At 69.4% G+C, this 19,141-nt stretch carries 18 protein-coding genes and 2 pseudogenes; 13 read left to right on the top strand and 7 right to left on the bottom strand.

Annotation, left to right across the window (positions count from 1 at the left end):
- Window positions 1-8 precede the first annotated feature (8 nt).
- A complete protein-coding gene (locus tag O7614_RS11095; protein ID WP_278138374.1) occupies window positions 9-932 on the bottom strand; it encodes an alpha/beta hydrolase in 924 nt (307 codons plus the stop codon).
- A gap of 178 nt (window positions 933-1,110) precedes the next feature.
- Between O7614_RS11095 and O7614_RS11090 the strand changes: the two genes are divergently transcribed.
- From O7614_RS11090 to O7614_RS11080, 3 genes are all read left to right on the top strand, one after another.
- On the top strand, window positions 1,111-1,941 hold the full coding sequence (locus tag O7614_RS11090; RefSeq protein WP_278138373.1) for a PIG-L family deacetylase: 831 nt from the start codon (window positions 1,111-1,113) through the stop codon (window positions 1,939-1,941).
- 376 nt (window positions 1,942-2,317) lie between these two features.
- Window positions 2,318-3,511 carry an endo-1,4-beta-xylanase gene (locus O7614_RS11085; RefSeq protein ID WP_278138372.1) on the top strand — a complete coding sequence of 398 codons (1,194 nt, stop codon included), beginning with the start codon at window positions 2,318-2,320 and terminating at the stop codon, window positions 3,509-3,511.
- Between the two features lie 225 nt (window positions 3,512-3,736).
- Window positions 3,737-4,078 (top strand): metalloregulator ArsR/SmtB family transcription factor, encoded by a 342-nt coding sequence (locus tag O7614_RS11080; RefSeq protein WP_278138371.1) that lies wholly within the window; start codon window positions 3,737-3,739, stop codon window positions 4,076-4,078.
- 13 nt (window positions 4,079-4,091) lie between these two features.
- On the opposite strand, the pseudogene argS reads toward O7614_RS11080, so the two are convergent.
- Window positions 4,092-5,008, bottom strand: a pseudogene (gene argS / locus O7614_RS11075) (arginine--tRNA ligase).
- Window positions 5,009-5,356: 348 nt separating this feature from the next.
- On the opposite strand from argS, the gene O7614_RS11070 reads away from it, so the two are divergent.
- Both O7614_RS11070 and O7614_RS11065 read left to right on the top strand, forming a co-directional pair.
- Window positions 5,357-6,121: a hypothetical protein gene (locus O7614_RS11070; protein WP_278138370.1), complete on the top strand. Its 765-nt coding sequence runs from the start codon at window positions 5,357-5,359 to the stop codon at window positions 6,119-6,121.
- 180 nt (window positions 6,122-6,301) lie between these two features.
- Entirely contained in the window at window positions 6,302-6,787 is a 486-nt protein-coding gene (locus tag O7614_RS11065) for a nitroreductase/quinone reductase family protein (RefSeq protein ID WP_278138369.1), read from the top strand.
- 144 nt (window positions 6,788-6,931) lie between these two features.
- On the opposite strand, the gene O7614_RS11060 is transcribed toward O7614_RS11065, so the two are convergent.
- Entirely contained in the window at window positions 6,932-8,815 is a 1,884-nt protein-coding gene (locus O7614_RS11060; protein WP_278142220.1) for an ABC transporter ATP-binding protein, read from the bottom strand.
- Between the two features lie 198 nt (window positions 8,816-9,013).
- Window positions 9,014-9,526 carry a MarR family transcriptional regulator gene (locus O7614_RS11055; protein WP_278138368.1) on the bottom strand — a complete coding sequence of 171 codons (513 nt, stop codon included), beginning with the start codon at window positions 9,524-9,526 and terminating at the stop codon, window positions 9,014-9,016.
- A 108-nt stretch (window positions 9,527-9,634) separates the two neighbouring features.
- Here O7614_RS11055 and O7614_RS11050 point away from each other — a divergent pair, with 108 nt between their 5' ends.
- Genes O7614_RS11050 through O7614_RS11040 form a run of 3 tightly spaced genes read left to right on the top strand, consistent with a single transcriptional unit; the run spans window position 9,635 to window position 12,435 of the window.
- Window positions 9,635-10,684, top strand: a complete 1,050-nt coding sequence (locus O7614_RS11050) for an LLM class flavin-dependent oxidoreductase (protein WP_278138367.1) — start codon at window positions 9,635-9,637, stop codon at window positions 10,682-10,684.
- Window positions 10,677-11,705 (top strand): LLM class flavin-dependent oxidoreductase, encoded by a 1,029-nt coding sequence (locus tag O7614_RS11045; protein ID WP_278138366.1) that lies wholly within the window; start codon window positions 10,677-10,679, stop codon window positions 11,703-11,705. The genes O7614_RS11050 and O7614_RS11045 overlap by 8 nt, the downstream gene beginning before the upstream one ends.
- Window positions 11,706-11,733: 28 nt before the next feature.
- Complete coding sequence (locus tag O7614_RS11040; RefSeq protein ID WP_278138365.1) at window positions 11,734-12,435, top strand: NAD(P)-binding domain-containing protein; 702 nt, start codon at window positions 11,734-11,736, stop codon at window positions 12,433-12,435.
- A 23-nt stretch (window positions 12,436-12,458) separates the two neighbouring features.
- On the opposite strand, the gene O7614_RS11035 is transcribed toward O7614_RS11040, so the two are convergent.
- Both O7614_RS11035 and O7614_RS11030 read right to left on the bottom strand, forming a co-directional pair.
- A complete protein-coding gene (locus tag O7614_RS11035; RefSeq protein WP_278138364.1) occupies window positions 12,459-13,187 on the bottom strand; it encodes a tetratricopeptide repeat protein in 729 nt (242 codons plus the stop codon).
- Window positions 13,188-13,225: 38 nt separating this feature from the next.
- Window positions 13,226-13,987: a GNAT family N-acetyltransferase gene (locus tag O7614_RS11030; protein WP_278138363.1), complete on the bottom strand. Its 762-nt coding sequence runs from the start codon at window positions 13,985-13,987 to the stop codon at window positions 13,226-13,228.
- Window positions 13,988-14,189: 202 nt separating this feature from the next.
- Between O7614_RS11030 and O7614_RS11025 the strand changes: the two genes are divergently transcribed.
- The 5 genes and pseudogenes from O7614_RS11025 to O7614_RS11005 all read left to right on the top strand — a co-directional run bounded on the left by O7614_RS11025 (window position 14,190) and on the right by O7614_RS11005 (window position 17,280).
- Window positions 14,190-14,639 (top strand): hypothetical protein, encoded by a 450-nt coding sequence (locus O7614_RS11025; protein WP_278138362.1) that lies wholly within the window; start codon window positions 14,190-14,192, stop codon window positions 14,637-14,639.
- Between the two features lie 128 nt (window positions 14,640-14,767).
- Window positions 14,768-15,283 carry a hypothetical protein gene (locus O7614_RS11020; RefSeq protein WP_278138361.1) on the top strand — a complete coding sequence of 172 codons (516 nt, stop codon included), beginning with the start codon at window positions 14,768-14,770 and terminating at the stop codon, window positions 15,281-15,283.
- A pseudogene (locus O7614_RS11015) lies at window positions 15,274-15,431 on the top strand (phosphatase); the annotation flags it as partial. The gene O7614_RS11020 and the pseudogene O7614_RS11015, both read left to right, overlap by 10 nt.
- A 72-nt stretch (window positions 15,432-15,503) precedes the next feature.
- Window positions 15,504-15,908: a superoxide dismutase, Ni gene (gene sodN, locus O7614_RS11010; protein WP_278138360.1), complete on the top strand. Its 405-nt coding sequence runs from the start codon at window positions 15,504-15,506 to the stop codon at window positions 15,906-15,908.
- A gap of 61 nt (window positions 15,909-15,969) precedes the next feature.
- Window positions 15,970-17,280 (top strand): radical SAM protein, encoded by a 1,311-nt coding sequence (locus tag O7614_RS11005; protein WP_278138359.1) that lies wholly within the window; start codon window positions 15,970-15,972, stop codon window positions 17,278-17,280.
- 110 nt (window positions 17,281-17,390) lie between these two features.
- On the opposite strand, the gene O7614_RS11000 is transcribed toward O7614_RS11005, so the two are convergent.
- The gene (locus O7614_RS11000) at window positions 17,391-18,944 is read right to left on the bottom strand and encodes a pectate lyase (protein ID WP_278138358.1); all 1,554 of its coding nucleotides are present in this window, start codon (window positions 18,942-18,944) and stop codon (window positions 17,391-17,393) included.
- Window positions 18,945-19,141 lie beyond the last annotated feature (197 nt).

Raw genomic sequence — 19,141 nt, 5'->3', positions numbered from 1 at the left:
GGGCTCCGTCAGACGTCCAGTACGGCGTCCGCGAAGGCGTGCGGCGCCTCCTGCGGCAGGTTGTGTCCGACGCCGCCGCCGACGGTCCGGTGCTCGTAGCGCCCGGTGAACTGCTTGGCGTAGACGCTGGGCTCCACGTGCGGCGCTCCGTTGGCGTCCCCCTCCATGGAAATGCTGGGTACGGTGATCTTGGGTTGGGCGGCCAGGCGTTTCTCCACCTCGTCGTACTGTGGCTCGCCGTCGACGAGGGCCAACCGCCACCGGTAGTTGTGCACCACGATGTCGACGTGGTCGGGGTTGTCGAACGCCGGGGCGCTGCGGTCGAACGTCGCGTCGTCGAAGGTCCACTGTGGTGAGGCGGTGTGCCAGATCAACCTGTTGAAGTCACGACGGTTCTTGTCGTAGCCTTCCCGGCCACGCTCGGTGGCGAAGTAGTACTGGTACCACCACGCCAGTTCCGCCTTCGGCGGCAACGGCGCCCGGCCCGACTCCTGGCCGGCGATCAGGTAACCGCTCACCGAGACCAGCCCCCGGCAACGTTCGGGCCACAACGCGGCCACGACGTCCGCCGTACGCGCACCCCAGTCGAACCCGGCCAGCTTCGCGCTGTCGATGTGCAGGGCGTCCATGAGTGCGATGAGGTCGAGCCCCATGGCACCCGGTTCGCCGTTGCGCCTGGTGTCGTCGGAGAGGAACCGGGTGCTGCCGTAGCCTCGCAGGTACGGCACGACGACCCGGTAACCGGCGGCCGTGAGCAGCGGCACGACGTCGACGAAACTGTGGATGTCGTACGGCCAGCCGTGCAGCAGGATCGCGGCGGGGCCGTCGGGCGGCCCGGCGTCCACGTACCCCACGTTCAGGACCCCGGCATCGATCTGCCGCACGTCGGTGAACGATCCCGCACCGGCCACCGTCATCGACCCCTTTCCCACGTCCCGAACTGTTGCGACCTGCTGGTCCTGTCGAATGTAGGAGCCGGTGCCGTACCGGACGGCGGATTGCCCAAGCTTCGCTGGACCGATGCCGAGCTGGATAGGATGCGGGCCCGCTTCCCCGGTCAGGTCCGAGAGGGCCCGGCGGGCCGTGGGTGCCTGACCGTAGGGTGATGGCATGGCTGAGCGACCTCTGACCCTGATGGCGGTGCACGCCCACCCCGACGACGAGGCGACGAGCACCGGCGGCGTGCTGGCCCGCTACGCCGACGAGGGGATCACGACCGTGCTCGTGACCTGCACCGACGGGCGGTGCGGCGACGGCCCCGGCGGGGTGAAGCCGGGCGACCCGGGGCACGACCCGGCCGCCGTGGTGGCGATGCGTCGGGCCGAGCTGGAGGCCAGCTGCGCGGTGTTGAAGGTCAGCCACCTGGAGACGCTCGACTACGCCGACTCGGGGATGATGGGGTGGTCGACCAACGACCAGCCCGGCGCGTTCTGGACGACGCCGGTGGCGGAGGCGGCGGGCCGGCTCGCCGAGTTGATCCGGCAGTACCAACCAGATGTCATCGTCACGTACGACGAGAACGGCTTCTACGGCCACCCGGACCACATCCAGGCCCACCGGATCACCATGGCCGCCGTCGAGCTGACCGACAGTCCGGCGAAGGTCTACTGGACCACCGTGCCGCGTACGGCGTTCGAGCAGTTCGGCCGGATCATGCGGGAGCTCGGCGTCGACTGGGCCGAGCCGGACGAGGCGGCGGAGCCGATGCCGCAGCTCGGCCTGCCGGACGACGAGATCACCACCTGGGTCGATGCGAACAGCTACGGCGGGCAGAAGTTCGACGCGCTGGCCGCCCACGCCAGTCAGACCGAGAACATCTTCTTCCTGCAACTGGGCCGCGACCGGTTCACCGAGCTGATGGGCGTGGAGACCTTCCTGCGGGTCCGCGACCGGACGGGCGCGCCGACGCCCGAGGACGACCTCTTCGCCGGCCTGCGCTGACTAGCGATCAACTCCCGGTAGCGACGTCAGGCGTCGTCGGCCACCCGGCCGGCACGCCTGCGTGCGCCGCTCGACGACGGCATCGGACCGACCGATAAGGCGCCGAGAGCAGCGCGTCTCCGGCCGCCGAAAGTTTCGCGGCGCTGTCACGCAAGCCCGCCCAGGTCATATGACGAATTTCCGGAAGTTTTCAGCGTTGACGCCCGGACATAGACGGCCTTAACGTTTCGAGCAGGTTTCCGGTCACCGGCCGGAACTACCGGCCCTCCGGCCCGCATCCGCCGCTCCACCCTGAACCCGCTCCCCCATCCGCCAAGACCGGACCCGCACCTTATTGATCGACATTTGTCGATCAAGGGTCTGGAAGGGAAGGCACATGAAGCTGAGACAGTGGACCACCGTCGGAGTGGTCGCCGTCGCGACCGTCGCGGCGTTGAACACCGTGCCGGCCACCGCCGGTCGGCCGTACGACCCGACGGCGCAGAGCCTCGGCGCCCTGGGTCTCCGCCACGGCCTGCACGTCGGCACCGCGGTGAACATGGATGCCCTCAACGACGCCGGTGACCCGCAGTACCGGGCGCTGGCCTCCTCCGAGTTCGCCTCGGTCACCGCCGAGAACGTGATGAAGTGGGAGGTGCTGGAGCCCACCCGCGGCACCTACAACTGGGCTGCGGCCGACCAGTTCGTGGAGTTCGCCAAGCGCAACCGGCAGAGCGTGCGCGGTCACGTGCTGGTCTGGCACAACCAGTTGCCCGCCTGGTTGACCAGCGGCGTCGCCGACGGCTCGATCAGCAAGCAGGAGCTGCGCGAGCTGCTGCGCAAGCACATCACCACGGTCGTCAACCGCTACAAGGGCAAGATCTGGCAGTGGGACGTGGTCAACGAGGCCGTCAGCGACCCGTGGGACACCCCGTCGACCCTGCACTACAAGGGCTTCTGGGCGCAGAACCTCGGGCCCGGCTACATCGCCGACTCGTTCCGCTGGGCGCGGGCGGCCGACCCCAAGGCCCTGCTGTTCTACAACGACTACAACATCGAGGCCTTCGGCTCCGGCAACCCGGCCGACGACAAGACGCAGTTCGTCTACGACATGACCAAGGGCCTGCGCGCCCAGGGTGTCCCGATCGACGGCGTCGGCGCCCAGGGTCACCTGGGCACCCAGTACGGCAACTTCGACACCCTCCAGGTGACCGCCGCGTTGAAGAAGTTCAGCGGGCTCGGAGTCGCCACCGCGTTCACCGAGGTCGACGTCCGTAGTCAGATGACGGAGGCCGTCCGGGCCGGCAACTCGGAGGAGATCAACCCCCGGTTGCAGGCGTCGGCCGCCAACTTCAGCGTGCTGATGAAGGCCTGCCTCGCCGTGCGGAGCTGCCTTTCGTACACGGTCTGGGGTTTCAGCGACAAGTACTCCTGGGTGCCGGACTGGTTCAACGACCCGCCGGAGGGCCTGGCCACCATCTACGACGAGAACTACCAGCCCAAGCGGGCGTACAACGAGTTGAAGTCCGATCTGATCTTTGCTGGGCCGCCGTACGTGCTGCCTCGGATCGCACCCAAGCCGCGCCGCTGACCCGACGGCCCGGCTGATCCGGCGACGCGTACGCCGGCGTAGGGACCGTGTGGGGCGCGGCGGAGCCCCACACGGTCCCTACGTCACCACGGACGTCGAGATTCGACTCACGTTCGGCTGGTCCGTTCAGCCATCTGGACGCCATCGGAGTACTGGTGTCGGTTCTACCGGCTTATCGATGGTGTTGGTGTCACTATGGCAGGCGTGGGAACTGCGAAAACTGCCATGCCTGCCATCTCGCCGCTCGCCGGCGACCCGATCAAGCGGGCCGATGCCGAGCGCCTCGCCGGGGTGCTGAAGGCATTCGCCGATCCGGCGCGACTCCGGCTGCTCAGCCTGATCCAGTCGGCACCGGACGGTGAAGCCTCCGTCAGCGACCTCACCGCGGCGCTCAACCTCTCCCAGCCGACCGTGAGTCATCACCTTCGGATCCTCACCGAGGCCGGCCTGCTGGAGCGCGACAAGCGCGGGGTCTGGGCGTACTACCGCCTGGTGCCCTCCGCCATCGCGCAGATCGCCGACCTGTTGACGCCGCCCCGGAAACGGGCGACGAAGAGGGCCCGCTGACCGGGCCGCCTCGTCACATCCGCTCCAGGGTCCGGATGCCGAGCAGGTGCAACCCCTGCCGAAGCGTCCGCGCGGTCAGCTCGGCCAGCAGCAGCCGGCTCTCCCGCAGCTCGTCGGGCGCGTGCAGCACCGGGCAGTGCGCGTAGAACGCGTTGAACGCCGTGGCGAGTCGGTGCAGGTAACCGGCGAGTTGGTGGAATTCGAGGCTCCGCTCCACCTCGGTGACCACCCCGGCGAAACCGAGCAACTCGACCGTCAGCGCCCGCTCCGCCGGCAAGGCGAGCACGACCGGCGCGTCCAGCCGGGCGTCCGTTCCGGTCCGCCGGAACAACGACCGGACTCGGGCGTAAACGTACTGAAGGTAGGGCGCGGTGTTGCCCTCCAGCGACAGCATCCGCTCCCAGTCCAGGACGTAGTCCTTCGTCCGATCGGTGGCATGCCGAACGGCGTACCCCAGTCCCCCAGGTGGTTGACCCGCACCACCCGGTGCCCCAGCCACTCCAGCAGCCGTACCGCCGCGTCGCCGATGACCGTCGACCGCAGATGCCCCACGTGCATCTCCTTGGCCACGTTCGGCGCCGAGTAGTCGACCACCACGGTCTGCGGCGCGGTCGTGGACGGCACCCCGAGCCGGGCGTCGCCGGCCAGCCCGGCGGCCAGGTCGGCCAGCGCCCGGTCGGCGATGGTCAGATTGAGGAAACCCGGCCCGGAGACCTCCGCCGACGCGCAGACGTCGTCGAGCACCGCGCGCTCCAGGACCGCGGCGGCGATGTCGCGCGGCGGGCGGCCGAGCCGCCGCGCCAGCGCCAGCGCCGCGTCGGACTGGAAGTCCGCGCGCGGAGACCGCCGCACGAGCGGGTCGACCGGAGCACCGGCCACCTCCGCGAACGCCGGTGCCAGCCGGTCGGACAACAACCTTTCAAGATCCATGAGTACGCCGATCTCCTCGGACCCGCGCTGTCACGCGAGCCGTTGAACGGGGAGATGCGGGCGGACCGGGAGCGACCAGTTGATGACCGGCGGCTCGATCCGCCGGTCGCAGCAGAACAGGTCAGCGCGGGCGGGCGACGGATCGCCGGCGTCGCCGTGCACCAACCTGGACGTCGCACGACGATCCGGTGCAGAGGACGATCACGCTGGTCATGGCGGCAGACTAGCGGCCGGACCGGTGTGGCGACACCCCGATTTCCGCCGGGCCGGTTAGCGTCCGATGGCGGTGTGTGGTCGTTTCGGACGGCTCGTCGCCGGGAACTGCCCAGGGACAGCCGAGGGAGGATCATGAGCCGATTCCGATCGATACCGACCACCCGTACGAGCAGCGTCCTGGCGCTGATCCCGCTGCTGGGTGGTGTCGCACTCGCCGCTGCCTGCACGTCCACCGAGGACCCGCCGGACTCGACCCCGTCGATGGCGGCACCGACGATCACCTCGGCATCGGCGAACCCGACCGACGCACCCGCGCCGAGCGCCAGCACTCCGGTGACGATCCCGACGTCGGCGTTCGTCGAGTTGCCGACCGAGTTGCAGAAGTCTCCCCGGCGGACGACGCCCGTCGAGGAGGCCCTGCCGAAGCTGTGCGGCAACGAGTTCGGCACCGGGGGCCGGCAGGTCACCGCGAGCGCCGCGATGACCGTCACCTACCAGAAGGCCGGCGCGCCGACCAGCAACACGCCGCAGGGGATGATCCACCAGGTCATCTTCACCTTCGACGGCGATGGCGCCTCGGCGTACATGAGCCGTCTGCGCACCGCGGTGCAGGCGTGTCCCTCCTACGACCACTCCGGGAGCCCGGGCACCGTCAAGAACGAGGCCCTGCCCGGCGTGGGTGACGAGGCGCTGCTGCTGACCCGGACGTGGGCCGAGACGAACCTGAACGGAGACCGCACCGGCAGGACCGCGACCAGCCAGATTGCCGTCGCGCGGGTCGACAAGGCGGTGACGGTCTTCAACGACCAGGGGTGGGAGGGCACCAGCGGCAACCCCACCACCCTGGACCGGGTCGTCCGCGACGGCGTACGCACCGTCGACGCCTGGCAGCGGTAGCTCACCCGGCCGCCGAGGCCAGGCTTGCACCGATCGGTTCGATCCTTGGTCGGATCACGGACAACAGGACGCAAGCCGCGCTCGCGCCGGGAGACTTAGGATCCCGGTCCACAGTGGTGGTCATCAATCGCACGCGGCATGCCTGCGGGCCATCAGCGTCGGTCGGCGGAGGAGGTCGTCATGTCCGATGGCCAGGGCACGAAGGCTCCGTGGCTTCCGCCGCGGTGGTTCATCCGGCTGGCCTGGTCGGTGCACCGGGGCCTGTACCGGTTCACCGGCCGCCGGGTCGGGCTGTGGCGACCACGCGAGCACCGCTGGGGCATGCTGCGGCTGAGCACGACCGGCCGCCGCACCGGTCAGCAGCGCAGCGTCATCATCGCGTACTTCGAGGATGGCCCGAATCTGGTCGGGGTGGCGATGAACGGGTGGGGTGAGGGTGCCCCCGCCTGGTGGCTCAACCTCCAGGCCCACCCGGACGCGTCCGTCGAGCTGGCCGACGGGCAGCGGCTGGTCCGTGGTCGGCCCGCCACCGCCGACGAGCGGTCACGACTGTGGCCACGCTTTCGCGAGGCCGACAAGAACTTCGAGGCCCACGCGGCACGGCGATCGTCCGAAACCACAGTGGTGGTGCTGGAGTTGAGATCGGATGGCGACTCCGGGGGTTGATGGCGCACCTCGGGAGCCCGTTCCCCACGGGTTCGCCGGGCTGCCCGCCGTCGGTGACCGACGGCGGGATCAGCCCGTCACGGCGAGCCACCAACCGCTGGGGAGCGGGCCGGTGCGACGGCCCGCCCGTCCTGGCGTTGGTGGTCAGCGGGAGGCCGACGGCGGCCGGGAATCCTCGGCCGGGTTGGTGTCGTAGCCGGCGGCCTGGAGTGCGAACAGTTCGGCGTACCTGCCGCCGGTGGCGACGAGATCGTCGTGTGTGCCGGCCTCGACCAGCCGGCCGTGGTGCAGGACGAAGATCCGGTCAGCGTGCCGGACGTTGGCGAGCCGGTGCGTGATGAGGATCGTGGTGGCACGACCTCTCCGGTCCCGGATGGCCTGGAAAAGGGCGTCCTCCGCGCGGGGGTCGAGCGCTGAGGACGGCTCGTCCATGATCAGCAGTTCGGCGTCGCGCAGGAACCCGCGTGCCGCGGTGATCCGCTGCCACTGCCCACCGGAGAGGTCCTGGCCACGCGCGAAGGTGCGGTCGAGCAGTGTCTCGTACCCGTGGGGCAGTTCGTTGATCATCTGATGGGCCACCGCGCGTGCGGCGGCGGCCTCGATGCGGTCCTGCCGGGCCTCGGTGTCGACGTCGCCGATGGCGATGTTGGTGGCGGCGGTGAACGGCCACTTGTGGTATTCCTGCGTCACCACGGCGATCCGGGCGCGTAGCCCGCCGACGTCCCAGTCCGACAACTGTCGGCCGTTCCACTCGATGGTGCCCTCGCTGGGGGCGCGGAGGCCGGCGATCATCGCGGCGAGGGTCGTCTTGCCCGAGCCGTTCTCCCCCACGAACGCCACCGTCTGCCCGGCGATGACCGTCAACGTGACGCCGTCCACGGCCGGGGTGTCCCGGTCGGGGTAGCGCAGACTCACCTCGTTGACGGTCAACTCCCGCAGCCGATCCGGGTCGGCTGCGGCTACGGGTCCGGTGCTGGTCGGTGGTAGGTACGCGGCGGCCCGCGCCATGAAGCCCGTGTAGTCACCGAAGTGCTGCCCCTGGGTGTAGACGTGGTCGACCTGGAAGGTGGCGATGGCCAGGGACCGCTGGGCGGACTGCACCGCGATGACGCAGGTCGCCGCGGCGGCGAGTGGGATCTGCCCGTCCAGGAGCAGCAACCCCAGCAGGACGTAGACGGTGCCGGTGGCGAGACCGCCGATGATCGCCCCGACGGTGGTGGTCGTGGTGACCCGGCGGGCGAGGGCGAGTTGGATGTCGGTCTCCACCCGCATCACCCGGTCGTACTGGTCGAGCAGGAACCCGCGCAGCCCGTACGAGCGCAGTTCCGGGGCCGAGGCGCGTTCGGCCATCAGCTTGTGCAGCAACCACAGTCGACGCCGGCGCACCGATCCGGCGGTGTACGTCTGGTACCGCAGGTGTCCGGACCGTAACGACGCCCAGGCGTTGGGCATCGTGGCGACCACCAGCGCCAGCAGCAGCAACGGGTGGATGATGACGACGGCGGCCGCCACGGCGAGCAGCCCGGCCAACCCGGCGAGCAGGTTCATCGAAGCCTGCACCAGCTCGATCGTCGACTCGGTCCCCCGGGAGGCCCGTTCCATGTCGTCGGCGAACGCGTCGGCGTCGAACGCCTCCAGCCGGACTGCCGTCGACACCTCGAACAGGCCCCGCTCCACCTCGCGGCTCACCCGGGGCGTCAGCCCGTTCTGCGCGTACCCGGTGGCGATGCCCATGCCGGCGCGGAGCGCGACGGTCGCCGCCAGCACGGCCAGTGCGGGTAACGCCGCCCGCACCTTGTCGGCGGTCGGTCCGCCGGCGAACAACTCCACCAGCACCCGCTGCGTGGCCAACAACCCGAAGGCCGCCATCACCCCCGCGCCGACCGTCGCGGCGGCCACCACGCCGGTGCGGAGTCGGTCCGCGCGCCAGCTGATGCCCAGCGCTGTCCGGACCAGCCTGGGCAGTTCCGCGAACACGGCGAAGACACCGGCCTCCGCCCGCGCCCGCACCCCCGTCTCCCACCACATCTCGCGCAGCTCCGGCAACACCGACTCCGCCCGCTGGTTCGGTGGGGTCGGTCGGGTTCCTGCGGTGGCGGTCTCGATCATGGGCGTACCTCCCGAGCGGCGCAGCCGTCGCCAGTCCGCCGGTCAGTCGGAGTGGCGGGTTTCTGGAGGATTGGACCACCCTGATGTTGCTGTAGGCAATCCTACGATCACTGGCAGTTATTGAGGGTTGCGGTTTCCAGTGAGCCCGTTCAAGGCGTCCAGATTCCTCTTGAGCGCTGCCGCGATCTCGCCCGCCGCGACGATCTGATCCGGCGTGAGGGCGTCGACGAACAGCTCGCGGATGGCGCGCAGGTGCGGAAAGGTGGCCCCTCCGAACGCCTCGGCGCCGGCCTTGGTGAGCAGCACCTCCGCCCCGCGGGGCACTGTCGCGCACTCCTGGCGACGGATGAGACCGCGTCGTTCCATCCGCCCCAGGTGGTGAGACAGGCGGCTGCGCTCCCAGCCGATGTGTGCGGCGAGTTCGGAGGAGCGCATCGCCTGGCCCTCCGCCTCACTGAGAGCGAGGAGCACGGCGTAGTCCCCTGTCGAGAGCGAGGAGTCACCCTGGAGACGGGATTCGAGTCGGGAGCTCAGCGCTGCCGTCGTCTCGATGAAGTCCCGCCAGATCCGCAACTCCTCCGCGGTCGGGAGTTGGCGTCCGCCCCGCCGACCCGGTGTGGTGTCCGTCATCTCACCCTCCCGGGAATTGACGCGTCAATCGCCAAGTTAGCATCATTGACACGTCAACCGGTAGGTCCGCTTCGTGGATCACCGGCGGATTGCACCGAGGAGGAGACGATGGCAGCTGCGGACTTCGAGCTGGGGCTCAACTCGTTCGGCGAGGTGGCCACCGACGGCGACCGCGTCCTGAGCGACGCCGAAACCGTACGGCTGCTCGTGACCGAGGCCCGACTCGCCGAGTCGGTCGGACTCGACGTGTTCAGCGTGGGTGAGCACTACCGGGAGGGTCACAACGACTCCGCGACACCCGTGTTGCTCGCGGCAGCCGCGACGGCGACCGAGCGGATCCGCCTCGGCACCTCGGTCACGGTGCTCAGCACGAACGATCCGGTACGCCTGTACCACGAGTTCGCGACCCTCGACGCCGTCTCGAACGGCCGCGCCCAGATGGTCCTCGGCCGCGCCTCGGCGACCGAGTCGTTCCCGCTGTTCGGTTACGACCTGGCCGACTACGAGCGGTTGTTCGAGGAGAAGCTTGATCTCTTCCTACGACTTCAGCGGGACGAACCGGTCACCTGGTCCGGGACCGTGCGGACCCCTCTGGTCGAGCAGCGCCTGCATCCCCGGATGCGGCCCGGCGGCATCCCGACCTGGATCGGCGTCGGGGGCAGCCCGAACTCGGTGATCCGCGCCGCCCGGCACGGCCTCCCGCTCATGCTCGCGATCATCGGCGGGCGACCCCAGCGGTTCGCCGGCCACGTGGACCTCTACACCAAGGCGCTCGCACAGTTCGGGCATACCCCGCAGCCAATCGGGCAGCACTCTCTCGGCCTTGTCGCCGACACCGACGAGGAGGCGGTGGAGACGTGGTGGCGGTACTGGCAGCCGGTCGCGGCGGCGCTCGCCCGGGAGCGTGGCTTCTACAAACCGGACCGCGCACGCTACGAGGCGGAAATCGACAACGGGGCGCTCTTCGTCGGATCGCCCGAGACGGTGGCGCAGAAGATCGCCAGAGTCGCCCGCGACCTGCGGCTGAGCCGCTTCGACCTGAAGTACGACATCATGCACCTCCCCCGCGACGCACGCGCGCGCACCATCGAACTGCTCGGCAGCGAGGTCGCTCCGCGGGTCCGCGAGTTGTTGGCAAAGGAGCCCACCAATGTCTGACGTTCTGTTCGGCCTCGACACGTTCGGCGACGTACCGCAGGACGACTCCGGCAAGCTCGTCTCCCACGCCGCGGCGATCCGGCAGGTCGTCGACGAGGCGGTGCTCGCCGACGAACTCGGCGTCGACGTCATCGCCCTGGGCGAGCACCACCGGCCGGAGTACTCGGTGTCGACGCCGGAGACGGTCCTGGCCGGCATCGCCACCCGTACCTCCCGGATCCGGCTGGCCTCCGGCGTGACAGTGCTGAGTTCGGACGATCCGGTCCGCGTGTTCCAGCGCTTCGCCACCGTCGACGCGCTGTCGAACGGTCGGGCCGAGGTCATCCTCGGTCGCGGCTCGTTCACCGAGTCGTTCCCCCTCTTCGGTTACGACCTGCGCGACTACGACACGCTGTTCGAGGAGAAGATCGAACTGTTCGTGAAGTTGCTGGACGAGAAGCCGGTGACCTGGAGCGGCACCCTGCGGGCACCGCTGGACAACGCCGACGTCTTCCCGAAGACCGAGTCGGGTCACCTGAGCACCTGGGTCGGCGTCGGCGGCTCGCCGCAGTCGGTCGTCCGCACCGCCCAGTACGGCCTCCCGCTCATGCTCGCCATCATCGGTGGCGCCCCGGAACGGTTCGCGCCCTACATCGACCTGTACCGCCGGGCGGCCGACCAACTCGGCACGACCGCGCACCCGGTCGGGATGCACTCGCCCGGCTTCATCGCCGACACCGACGAGGAGGCCAAGGAGATCTTCTGGCCGCACTACCGCGTCATGCGGGACCGGATCGGCAAACTGCGGGGGTGGCCGCCGATCCGCCGGCAGGAGTTCGACTCCGAAGTGGAGAACGGTTCCCTCTACATCGGTTCCCCGGAGACCGTGGCCCGCCGGATGGCCCGTGCGATCCGCAGCCTCGGTGTCGGCCGGTTCGACCTCATCTACTCGGCCGGAGCGCAACCGGCGAGCGCCCGGATGCGCGCCGTCGAACTGTACGGCTCCAGGGTGATCCCCATGGTCCGCGACATCCTGGCCTGATCAGACCAATCAGCACCGAGAGGACGACATGAACGACAACGACCGGAGCCGGCCCGCGACCCTTGGCATCCTCGGGGCCGGCAAGGTGGGAACGGTGCTGGCCCGCCTCGCCGTCGCCGCCGGCTACCGGGTGTTGGTGGCCGGCTCCGGCGACCCGGCGAAGATCGCGCTCACCGTCGAGGTCCTCGCCCCGGGGGCGGAGGCCACCACGGCGGTGGACGCGGCGGCACGTGCCGACGTCGTCATCCTGGCCCTGCCCCTGGGTAAGTACCGCAGCGTCCCCGTCGACGCTCTGCGCGGCAAGCTCGTCGTCGACGCCATGAACTACTGGTGGGAGATCGACGGCATCCGCGACGACCTCACCGACCCGCGTACCTCGTCGAGTGAGACAGTGCAGGCCTTCCTGTCCGGCTCACGCGTCGTCAAGGCGTTCAACCACATGGGCTACCACGATCTCGAGGACGAGGCCCGGCCGGCGGGCACGACCGACCGCAAGGCCATCGTGATCGCCGGTGACGACACCACCGACGTCAGCGCCGTCGCGTCCCTGGTGGACGCACTCGGCTTCGACCCGGTCGTCGCCGGCCGGCTGGGCGAGGGGGTACGCCTCGAACCCGGTAGCGAGTTGTTCGGCGCGAACGTGAGCGCCGACGACGCGCGGACCATGCTCGACCGCTTCCCCGAGTCGGAGCGTGGGCGGATCATCGCCGCCGCCCGGAACGCGTCATAGGGGCGCGGCCGGGATCGCTCGCGTCAGCGCTTGTCGTACCCGAAGGCTGTTTGCGGTTCGAGCCGCTGGCCCTCGGCGTACTCCTTCTCGAACGCGGCGGCGCCGAGGGCCTCGATCGCGGCGGAGCGCATCCTGGCGAGGTCGGCCGCGTCGTCCGGGTCCGGCACCTGGCCGATCGCCGCGAACGCCGCGTCCGTGACACCGATCGTCCGCGCCGCCCGCGAGTGGTCGCCCTCGGCCGACGCGAGCGCGGCCCCGGCGACGCAGACGTACGGCACGAAGTCGGCCCAGCCGTTGCGGAACACCCGCTCGCGGTTCTCGGCGAACAGGGTCCGCGCCGCGTCGAGGTTGCCCAGCCCCAGCTCGCAGAACGCCAGGTTGTGATACTCGGAGTTGACCGTCTGGGGTTGGCCGAGCGCCTCGTTGAGCGCGATGCTCTCCCGATACAGGTCCCGAGCGCGGGCCAGGTCGCCGGACATCCGCGCGACGCCGGCCAGCACGTGCCTCGGCCGTTCCTCGAGGCTGCGGTCGCCGGAGCGCAGCGCCACCTCCAGGGCCTCCCGCGCGCGGGCTTCCCCTCCCGGCAGGTCGCCTCCGCGGATGGCGACCCGGGCCAGGCTGTAACGGGCCTCCACCTCACCTGCCGGGTCGCCGACCGCCTGCGCCCGCTCGATCTCGGCCTCGCTCATCCGCACCACCGCGTCGGTCTCGCCCCGGCGGAAGGCCGAACGCACGTTCTCGCTGAAGCTCATGGCCTTCTCCCCCATCAGGAAACAGTTCGATCGCGCCGTCACTGCGTCGCGAACATCGTCCAGTCCTCCACGAGCACGAACCCCATCGACTCGTAGAGCGGCCGGCCCATCGGACTGGTGTGCAGGTAGGCGGCGTCCGCGCCGGCCGCGATGCCATCGCGCAGCACCGTTTCGGTGAGCGTGCGGCCAAGGCCACGACCCCGGGCGGACGGTACGACGCCGATGTTGAACACGCCGATCACGCCGGAGGTCAGCATTCCGAGGGCGGTGCCGACGGGCCGGTCGGACTCCTCGGCCAGGTAGCCGGTGATGCCGTCGGTGTCGAGGACCGCCCCGCCCATCAACGAGCCGAAGGCGCCTTCGGGCGCCTCGAAGCTCTCGGTGAGAGCGTCGGTGTACCTGTCGTTCTCGGCGGCGCCAACCCGACGCACCGGAGTCCGCTGCGGCGGGTCAGGCCGGAACGCGATGTCGTCAGTGGCGCAGGCCAGGAAGGGCATGACGCTGCGTCCGCGCAGCCCGTGCCGGGCCGCCAGGTCGACGACTGCCGTGCTCGCCTCACCCCGAACCATGATCGACCAGTGCGGAATCTGCCTGGCGACCTCGGTCGCCAACTCGTCGAGCGACTCGAGATCCGGGTCGGTGGTCAGGTCGAAGACGCCGTTGAGCGACGCGAGACCGGCGTGGGTGATCCCCGCACGGGCGGTGCCCCGCTCGGCGTACCAGCCCTTCGGGGTCACCTGGCAGAGGGCCGCGATGGCGTCGAAGTACGCGGTCGCCAACCGGTCGGCGGTGGTGCTCATGCCTGCTCTCCCCGTAGAACGCTCGTCCTGCAAAGCGCCAACCTAGCCAGCGCCCTCTTACGTGAGCAAACGTGACGATCCGGGCAGTTCGCGACGCGCCGCACCGATCAGGAATCAAGAAGCCCTGGGACGCACGTCCGGCCTAGCCTTTTCCCAGGCAGCCGGCAGCACATCGAGCCGGCCGACGAGAGGGAGCCCGAGCATGGCCGCGAAGACCACCACCACCGATTCCGACGGCTTCACCGCCGAGGAGCGCGCCGCGATGAAGGAGCGCGCCGCCGAGCTGCGCGCCGAGGGCAGGAAGGGCGCCAAGAAGGCCGACGGGTTGCAGGCGGTCCTCGACCGGATCGCACAGATGGAGCCGGAAGATCGCGTGCTCGCCGAGCGCGTCCACGTGACGGTGACCGCCGCCGCCCCGGAGCTGTCGCCCAAGACCTGGTACGGGATGCCCGCCTACGCGAACGAGGACGGCAAGATCGTGGTCTTCTTCCAGGACTCCGGGAAGTTCAACTACCGGTACTCGACCCTGGGCTTCCAGGACTCCGCCAACCTCGACGACGGAGACCTGTGGCCGGTGGCGTACGCGCTGCAGAACTGGAGCCCCGAGGTGGAGAAGAAGATCACCGCTCTGGTGCGGGCGGCGGTCTCCTGATCTCTGCGCGCAGAGGGGCAACCGCCCTGGCACGGTCGGCCTGCGGTGCGCGATGACCGAGATCGGAGCTGGGGGAGGCGGACAGTGCGGACAACGGGGCACGGGCGAGCGGTGAGACGAGTCGCCCGATGACGGCGAAGGCAGGCCAGGCGTTCGACGTCGGTCGGGCGGTGTCCGACATCGAGTCGCTGCTCGCCGCCGAGCTGCCCACGGACGGCGACCCTGCCAGCGAGGGAGACCCGGCCACCGGGGAGTGGACCGGCACCCGGGGGGCGGGCTTCCGGATCGTTCCGCTCTGGGAGAGCGACGACCTCGTCGGTGTGTACGGCGCCGACTGGAACGAGGCCGAGGATGCCGCGATGGCGAACCTCGCCCTCGTCACGGGTGAGCTGGACCGCCGGTGGGGCCCGCACCGCAGGGTGTCCATGCACGTACCCATGTTCCGGAAGCAGGCCGGCACACCGATGCCGGTTCTCTTCCAATCGCTGTCCGACATGGACTGCTACGGCGACCTGACGGTCTGGGGGCCGACACCGGCCGATGGTCGATGGGTCGCGGTCTCGGTCAACCAGTGCGACGGCGACGCCCCGATGATCATGACAGCGGTGGTCAGTCGGTCCGCGATCACCGAACTGCCGGAGTGACGCGTGCCGGGCGGCCGGTTGCGTGGTCACCGGGCTCGACGGCGAGCCGCTGCACACCGGTGGGAACGGTCTGGTCGTCGCCGCCGACGAGCGGACCCACGCCGCCCTGCTGACCCTCGTCCGGAGACAACGCACCGCGACGACGTGACGTTTGACATGAAGTACGGTTGAGGTCTTAGCCTCCCGTCCGTCGCCTCAGCCTGTTGTCGGAGGGAATCTGATGCACCTGCCACGCCTTCTCCGCCCGCGCACCGTCGCGAGCGCGCACTGCGACCTGCCCTGCGGCGTCTACGACCCGGCCCAGGCTCGGATCGAGGCCGAGTCGGTCAAGGCGATCTCGCAGAAATACCAGGCCAGCGACGATCCGGAGTTCCGCACCCGCGCGTTGGTCATCAAGGAGCAGCGCGCCGAGCTGGTCAAGCACCACCTCTGGGTCCTCTGGACCGACTACTTCAAGGCACCGCACTTCGAGAAGTACCCCCAGCTGCACGACCTCTTCAACGAGGCCACCAAACTGGCCGGCGCCGGGGGCGCGAAGGGCGCCGCCGACCCGGAGGTCGCCGAGCGGCTCCTCGGCAAGATCGAGGAGATCTCGAAGATCTTCTGGGAGACCAAGCAGAGCTGACCCGGCGGAACCGGGTGGCGTCGGCCACCCGGTTCGGCGCACCACGCTTCAGGAGGACCGCATGGCGTCGCGCACCGATCTCGTCGAAGAGTTGATGAGCCGTTTTCCGCAGGTGCCGCGAGAGGCGGTCATCAAGGAGGACCTGCTGCGCGGCGGGCTCGCCTTCGACGACGCGGCGCTGACCGACAACGAGAACGGCAGCGTCAAACCGAAGTCGTACTTCATCTTCTCCTTCGACCATCGGACGCTCCCGGAGTTGGGGACGGCCGCGCTGCGCCGACCGCCCGAGGAGATCGTGCTCACCGGCGGCCCGTACGAGCTTCGTCGTACCGTCGTGTCGGTCCGCACCAACCCCAGCTCGCCGTACCGCGTCGGAACCGACAGCGACGGCCGGCTGCGCCTGTTCCTGGACGGGCGGGCGATCGCCGACGTCGGGCTGCCCCCGATGCCGGCCTACTACCGCCACACGCTCGCCAACGGAAAGTCGGTGATGGAGGTCGCCCCGACGATCCAGTGGGGCTATCTGATCTATCTCACCGCGTTCCGGGTCTGCCAGTACTTCGGCGCGAAGGAGGAGTGCCAGTACTGCGACATCAACCACAACTGGCGGCAGCACAAACAGGCCGGTCGGCCGTACACCGGTGTCAAACCCGTCGACGAGGTGCTGGAAGCCTTGGAGATCATCGACCGGTACGACACCGAACGTGCCTCGCAGGCGTACACGTTGACCGGCGGCAGCATCACGTCGCAGGTCGACGGGCTGGCCGAGGCGGACTTCTACGGCCGGTACGCGCAGGCCATCGAGGAGCGGTTCCCGGGGCGGTGGATCGGCAAGGTCGTCGCCCAGGCCCTGCCCCGAGCCGACGTGCAGCGCTTCCGCGACTACGGGATCCGCATCTACCACCCCAACTACGAGGTGTGGGACAAGCGGCTGTTCGAGTTGTACTGCCCGGGCAAGGAGCGCTACGTCGGCCGGGAGGAGTGGCACCGTCGCATCCTCGACTCCGCCGAGGTGTTCGGTCCACGCAACGTGATCCCGAACTTCGTGGCGGGCGTCGAGATGGCCGCCCCGCACGGCTTCACGAGCGTGGGCGAGGCGATCGACTCCACCACCGAAGGGCTCGACTACTTCATGTCGCGCGGGATCACTCCGAGGTTCACCACCTGGTGCCCGGAGCCCACCACACCGCTCGGCCGGACCAACCCCGAAGGCGCACCGCTCGAATACCACGTCCGCCTGTTGGAGGCCTACCGGGCGACGATGGACGCCCACGGGCTGTCCAGCCCACCCGGGTACGGCCCGGCGGGGCCCGGCCGAGCCGTCTTCTCGGTCAGCTCCTTCATGGACACCCTCTCGGTCGAGGCTTCCTGACGGGCAGGCAGGCGCGAGCGGCCGCCGGCGGTGAGCGGTATACCGCAGAGTCATATTCATACCTCTGCGGTATACCGCTCAACACAGACCAGCCCCGTTCGAAGGGGGACCTAGCTGGCGTACGTCTCGAATTCGGCGACTCGGGGCGTACCACCGGAGCTGTTGATCTTGAAATTGACCTTGCTCAACGTCGTCGCGGAGAAGGTGATCGAGCCCGCCCCGCTACCGGAGGCCAGCACGGCCCCGTTGTCGTTGTTGACCAGTTGCCAGGACCCGATCGAGCCCTGCGTGCCGGACGGCTCCCGGATGACCACCCGGGACACCCGGGTGGCCGAGCCCCACTTGATCGAGATCGTGCCGGTCGATCCGGCCGGCGACCAGTAGGTGTTGATGTCGCCATCGCGCACGTTGCCGTAGCTCGTCCCGCTGGCCTTGCTGGAACCGTCAGCACCGGCGCCGAGGCTCAGGTTGGTCCCGCCGGACGGCGGTGGGGTGGTCGGCGGGGGCGTCGTGGGCGGAGGCGTGGTCGGCGCAGGCGTGGTCGGCGGTGGGGTCTGCGGAGAGCAGCTGCCGTTCGACACCCGCAGGCCCGTGTTGGCGCCCACCGTCTGCCGGACGATCTCCGGCACACAACTCGCTCCGTCGAGGCTGTACGGGTACGGGATGTTGACGGTGGTGGTGGACGTCAGGTCGGGGCCCGCCGGGTACGTGTCGCTGCCGGCGCCGGACCAGGTCACGTTGTCGAGGATGTTGCCGCTGACCTGCCAGTAGCCGCGCTCGTTGGTGTAGAAGGTGCCGAGGACGTCCTTGGAGTCGCGGAAGTAGTTGTTCTCCACCTTGGCCTTGGCACCGGCCCGGGAGTTGATCCCGGACTCGTGCAGGCTCACGTAGTGGTTGTTGTAGATGTGGGCGGTGCCACCACGCAGCAGCGGCGTGCGGGAGTCGATGTTCTCGTACAGGTTGTGGTGGTAGGTGATGAAGCCGTTCGACAGATCGCTCTCGCTGGACCCGACGAGGCCACCCCGACCGGAGTTACGCAGGATGCTGTAGGACAGCGTCACGTACTGGGTGTTGTCCTTCATGTCGAAGAGTCCGTCGTACCCCTCCGACTCGCCACCCGAGGCTTCCAGGGTCACGTGGTCGACCCAGATGTTGCGGACGGTGCTCTCCATGCCGATGGCGTCCCCACCGTTCGAGGTGGGTGAGCCCGACTTCTTGACGTTCCGGATGGTCACGTTCTGGATGATGATGTTGCTGGAGTCGCGGATGTGGATGCCGAGCTGGTCGAAGACGGCTCCGCTGCCGACCCCGAGGATGGTGACATTGCTGATCTGCTTGAGCTCGATCACGCCCGCCGCGGTGTTGCAGCTCGACCCGGAGACCTTGCTGGTGTTGCCGTGGTTGATCGTCCCGGACACCTCGATGACGATCGGGGTGCTGCTACTGGCCCGGCCGCACAGGGCGGCGTGGATCGCCGTCCCCGTGGTGGCCCGCACGGTCTGACCGCCCGCGCCGCCGGTCGTCCCGCCGTTCTGGGTGGCGTAACCGGTGGCGCTGCCGACCGCCGCCGACGCCTGGGGGGTGGGCAGGGCCACCCCGACCGCGATCCCCACGGCTGCCGTGGCCAGCGCCACCTGAAGTCGCAACGCGACTGGTCGTCTCATCTCGCCTCACCTTCGCAATCGTTCCGCCCACGGCGTCGCCTCGACGGTCGTCGCGACCACACCGCCAAACCTTTACGAATAGGCGGATGTGAATCACAGAAGAATTCATCGAAGTCGCATAAGCCCTGGTGGAATCAGGGTTTCACCGAGCGCTCGCAGCACCACTTTCGGCACTGACCGCCCGGCCTCCAACGGAA

The organism is Micromonospora sp. WMMD961, from assembly GCF_029626145.1.
Classification (GTDB): domain Bacteria; phylum Actinomycetota; class Actinomycetes; order Mycobacteriales; family Micromonosporaceae; genus Micromonospora.
Note: the sequence above shows the minus strand (reverse complement) of the source record. Positions and strands in the feature narration are given on the sequence as shown.

Excerpts from the sequence above, each read along its gene's own strand:
- O7614_RS11035 (WP_278138364.1), bottom strand. The coding sequence starts at position 13,187 with ATGAGCTTCAGCGAGAACGTGCGTTCGGCCTTCCGCCGGGGCGAGACC.
- O7614_RS11050 (WP_278138367.1), top strand. The coding sequence starts at position 9,635 with ATGGCAGCTGCGGACTTCGAGCTGGGGCTCAACTCGTTCGGCGAGGTG.
- O7614_RS11085 (WP_278138372.1), top strand. The coding sequence starts at position 2,318 with ATGAAGCTGAGACAGTGGACCACCGTCGGAGTGGTCGCCGTCGCGACC.
- sodN (WP_278138360.1), top strand. The coding sequence starts at position 15,504 with ATGCACCTGCCACGCCTTCTCCGCCCGCGCACCGTCGCGAGCGCGCAC.
- O7614_RS11080 (WP_278138371.1), top strand. The coding sequence starts at position 3,737 with ATGCCTGCCATCTCGCCGCTCGCCGGCGACCCGATCAAGCGGGCCGAT.
- O7614_RS11040 (WP_278138365.1), top strand. The coding sequence starts at position 11,734 with ATGAACGACAACGACCGGAGCCGGCCCGCGACCCTTGGCATCCTCGGG.
- O7614_RS11055 (WP_278138368.1), bottom strand. The coding sequence starts at position 9,526 with ATGACGGACACCACACCGGGTCGGCGGGGCGGACGCCAACTCCCGACC.
- O7614_RS11090 (WP_278138373.1), top strand. The coding sequence starts at position 1,111 with ATGGCTGAGCGACCTCTGACCCTGATGGCGGTGCACGCCCACCCCGAC.
- O7614_RS11020 (WP_278138361.1), top strand. The coding sequence starts at position 14,768 with ATGACGGCGAAGGCAGGCCAGGCGTTCGACGTCGGTCGGGCGGTGTCC.
- O7614_RS11060 (WP_278142220.1), bottom strand. The coding sequence starts at position 8,815 with ATGTGGTGGGAGACGGGGGTGCGGGCGCGGGCGGAGGCCGGTGTCTTC.
- O7614_RS11025 (WP_278138362.1), top strand. The coding sequence starts at position 14,190 with ATGGCCGCGAAGACCACCACCACCGATTCCGACGGCTTCACCGCCGAG.
- O7614_RS11070 (WP_278138370.1), top strand. The coding sequence starts at position 5,357 with ATGAGCCGATTCCGATCGATACCGACCACCCGTACGAGCAGCGTCCTG.
- O7614_RS11005 (WP_278138359.1), top strand. The coding sequence starts at position 15,970 with ATGGCGTCGCGCACCGATCTCGTCGAAGAGTTGATGAGCCGTTTTCCG.
- O7614_RS11045 (WP_278138366.1), top strand. The coding sequence starts at position 10,677 with ATGTCTGACGTTCTGTTCGGCCTCGACACGTTCGGCGACGTACCGCAG.
- O7614_RS11065 (WP_278138369.1), top strand. The coding sequence starts at position 6,302 with ATGTCCGATGGCCAGGGCACGAAGGCTCCGTGGCTTCCGCCGCGGTGG.
- O7614_RS11000 (WP_278138358.1), bottom strand. The coding sequence starts at position 18,944 with ATGAGACGACCAGTCGCGTTGCGACTTCAGGTGGCGCTGGCCACGGCA.
- O7614_RS11030 (WP_278138363.1), bottom strand. The coding sequence starts at position 13,987 with ATGAGCACCACCGCCGACCGGTTGGCGACCGCGTACTTCGACGCCATC.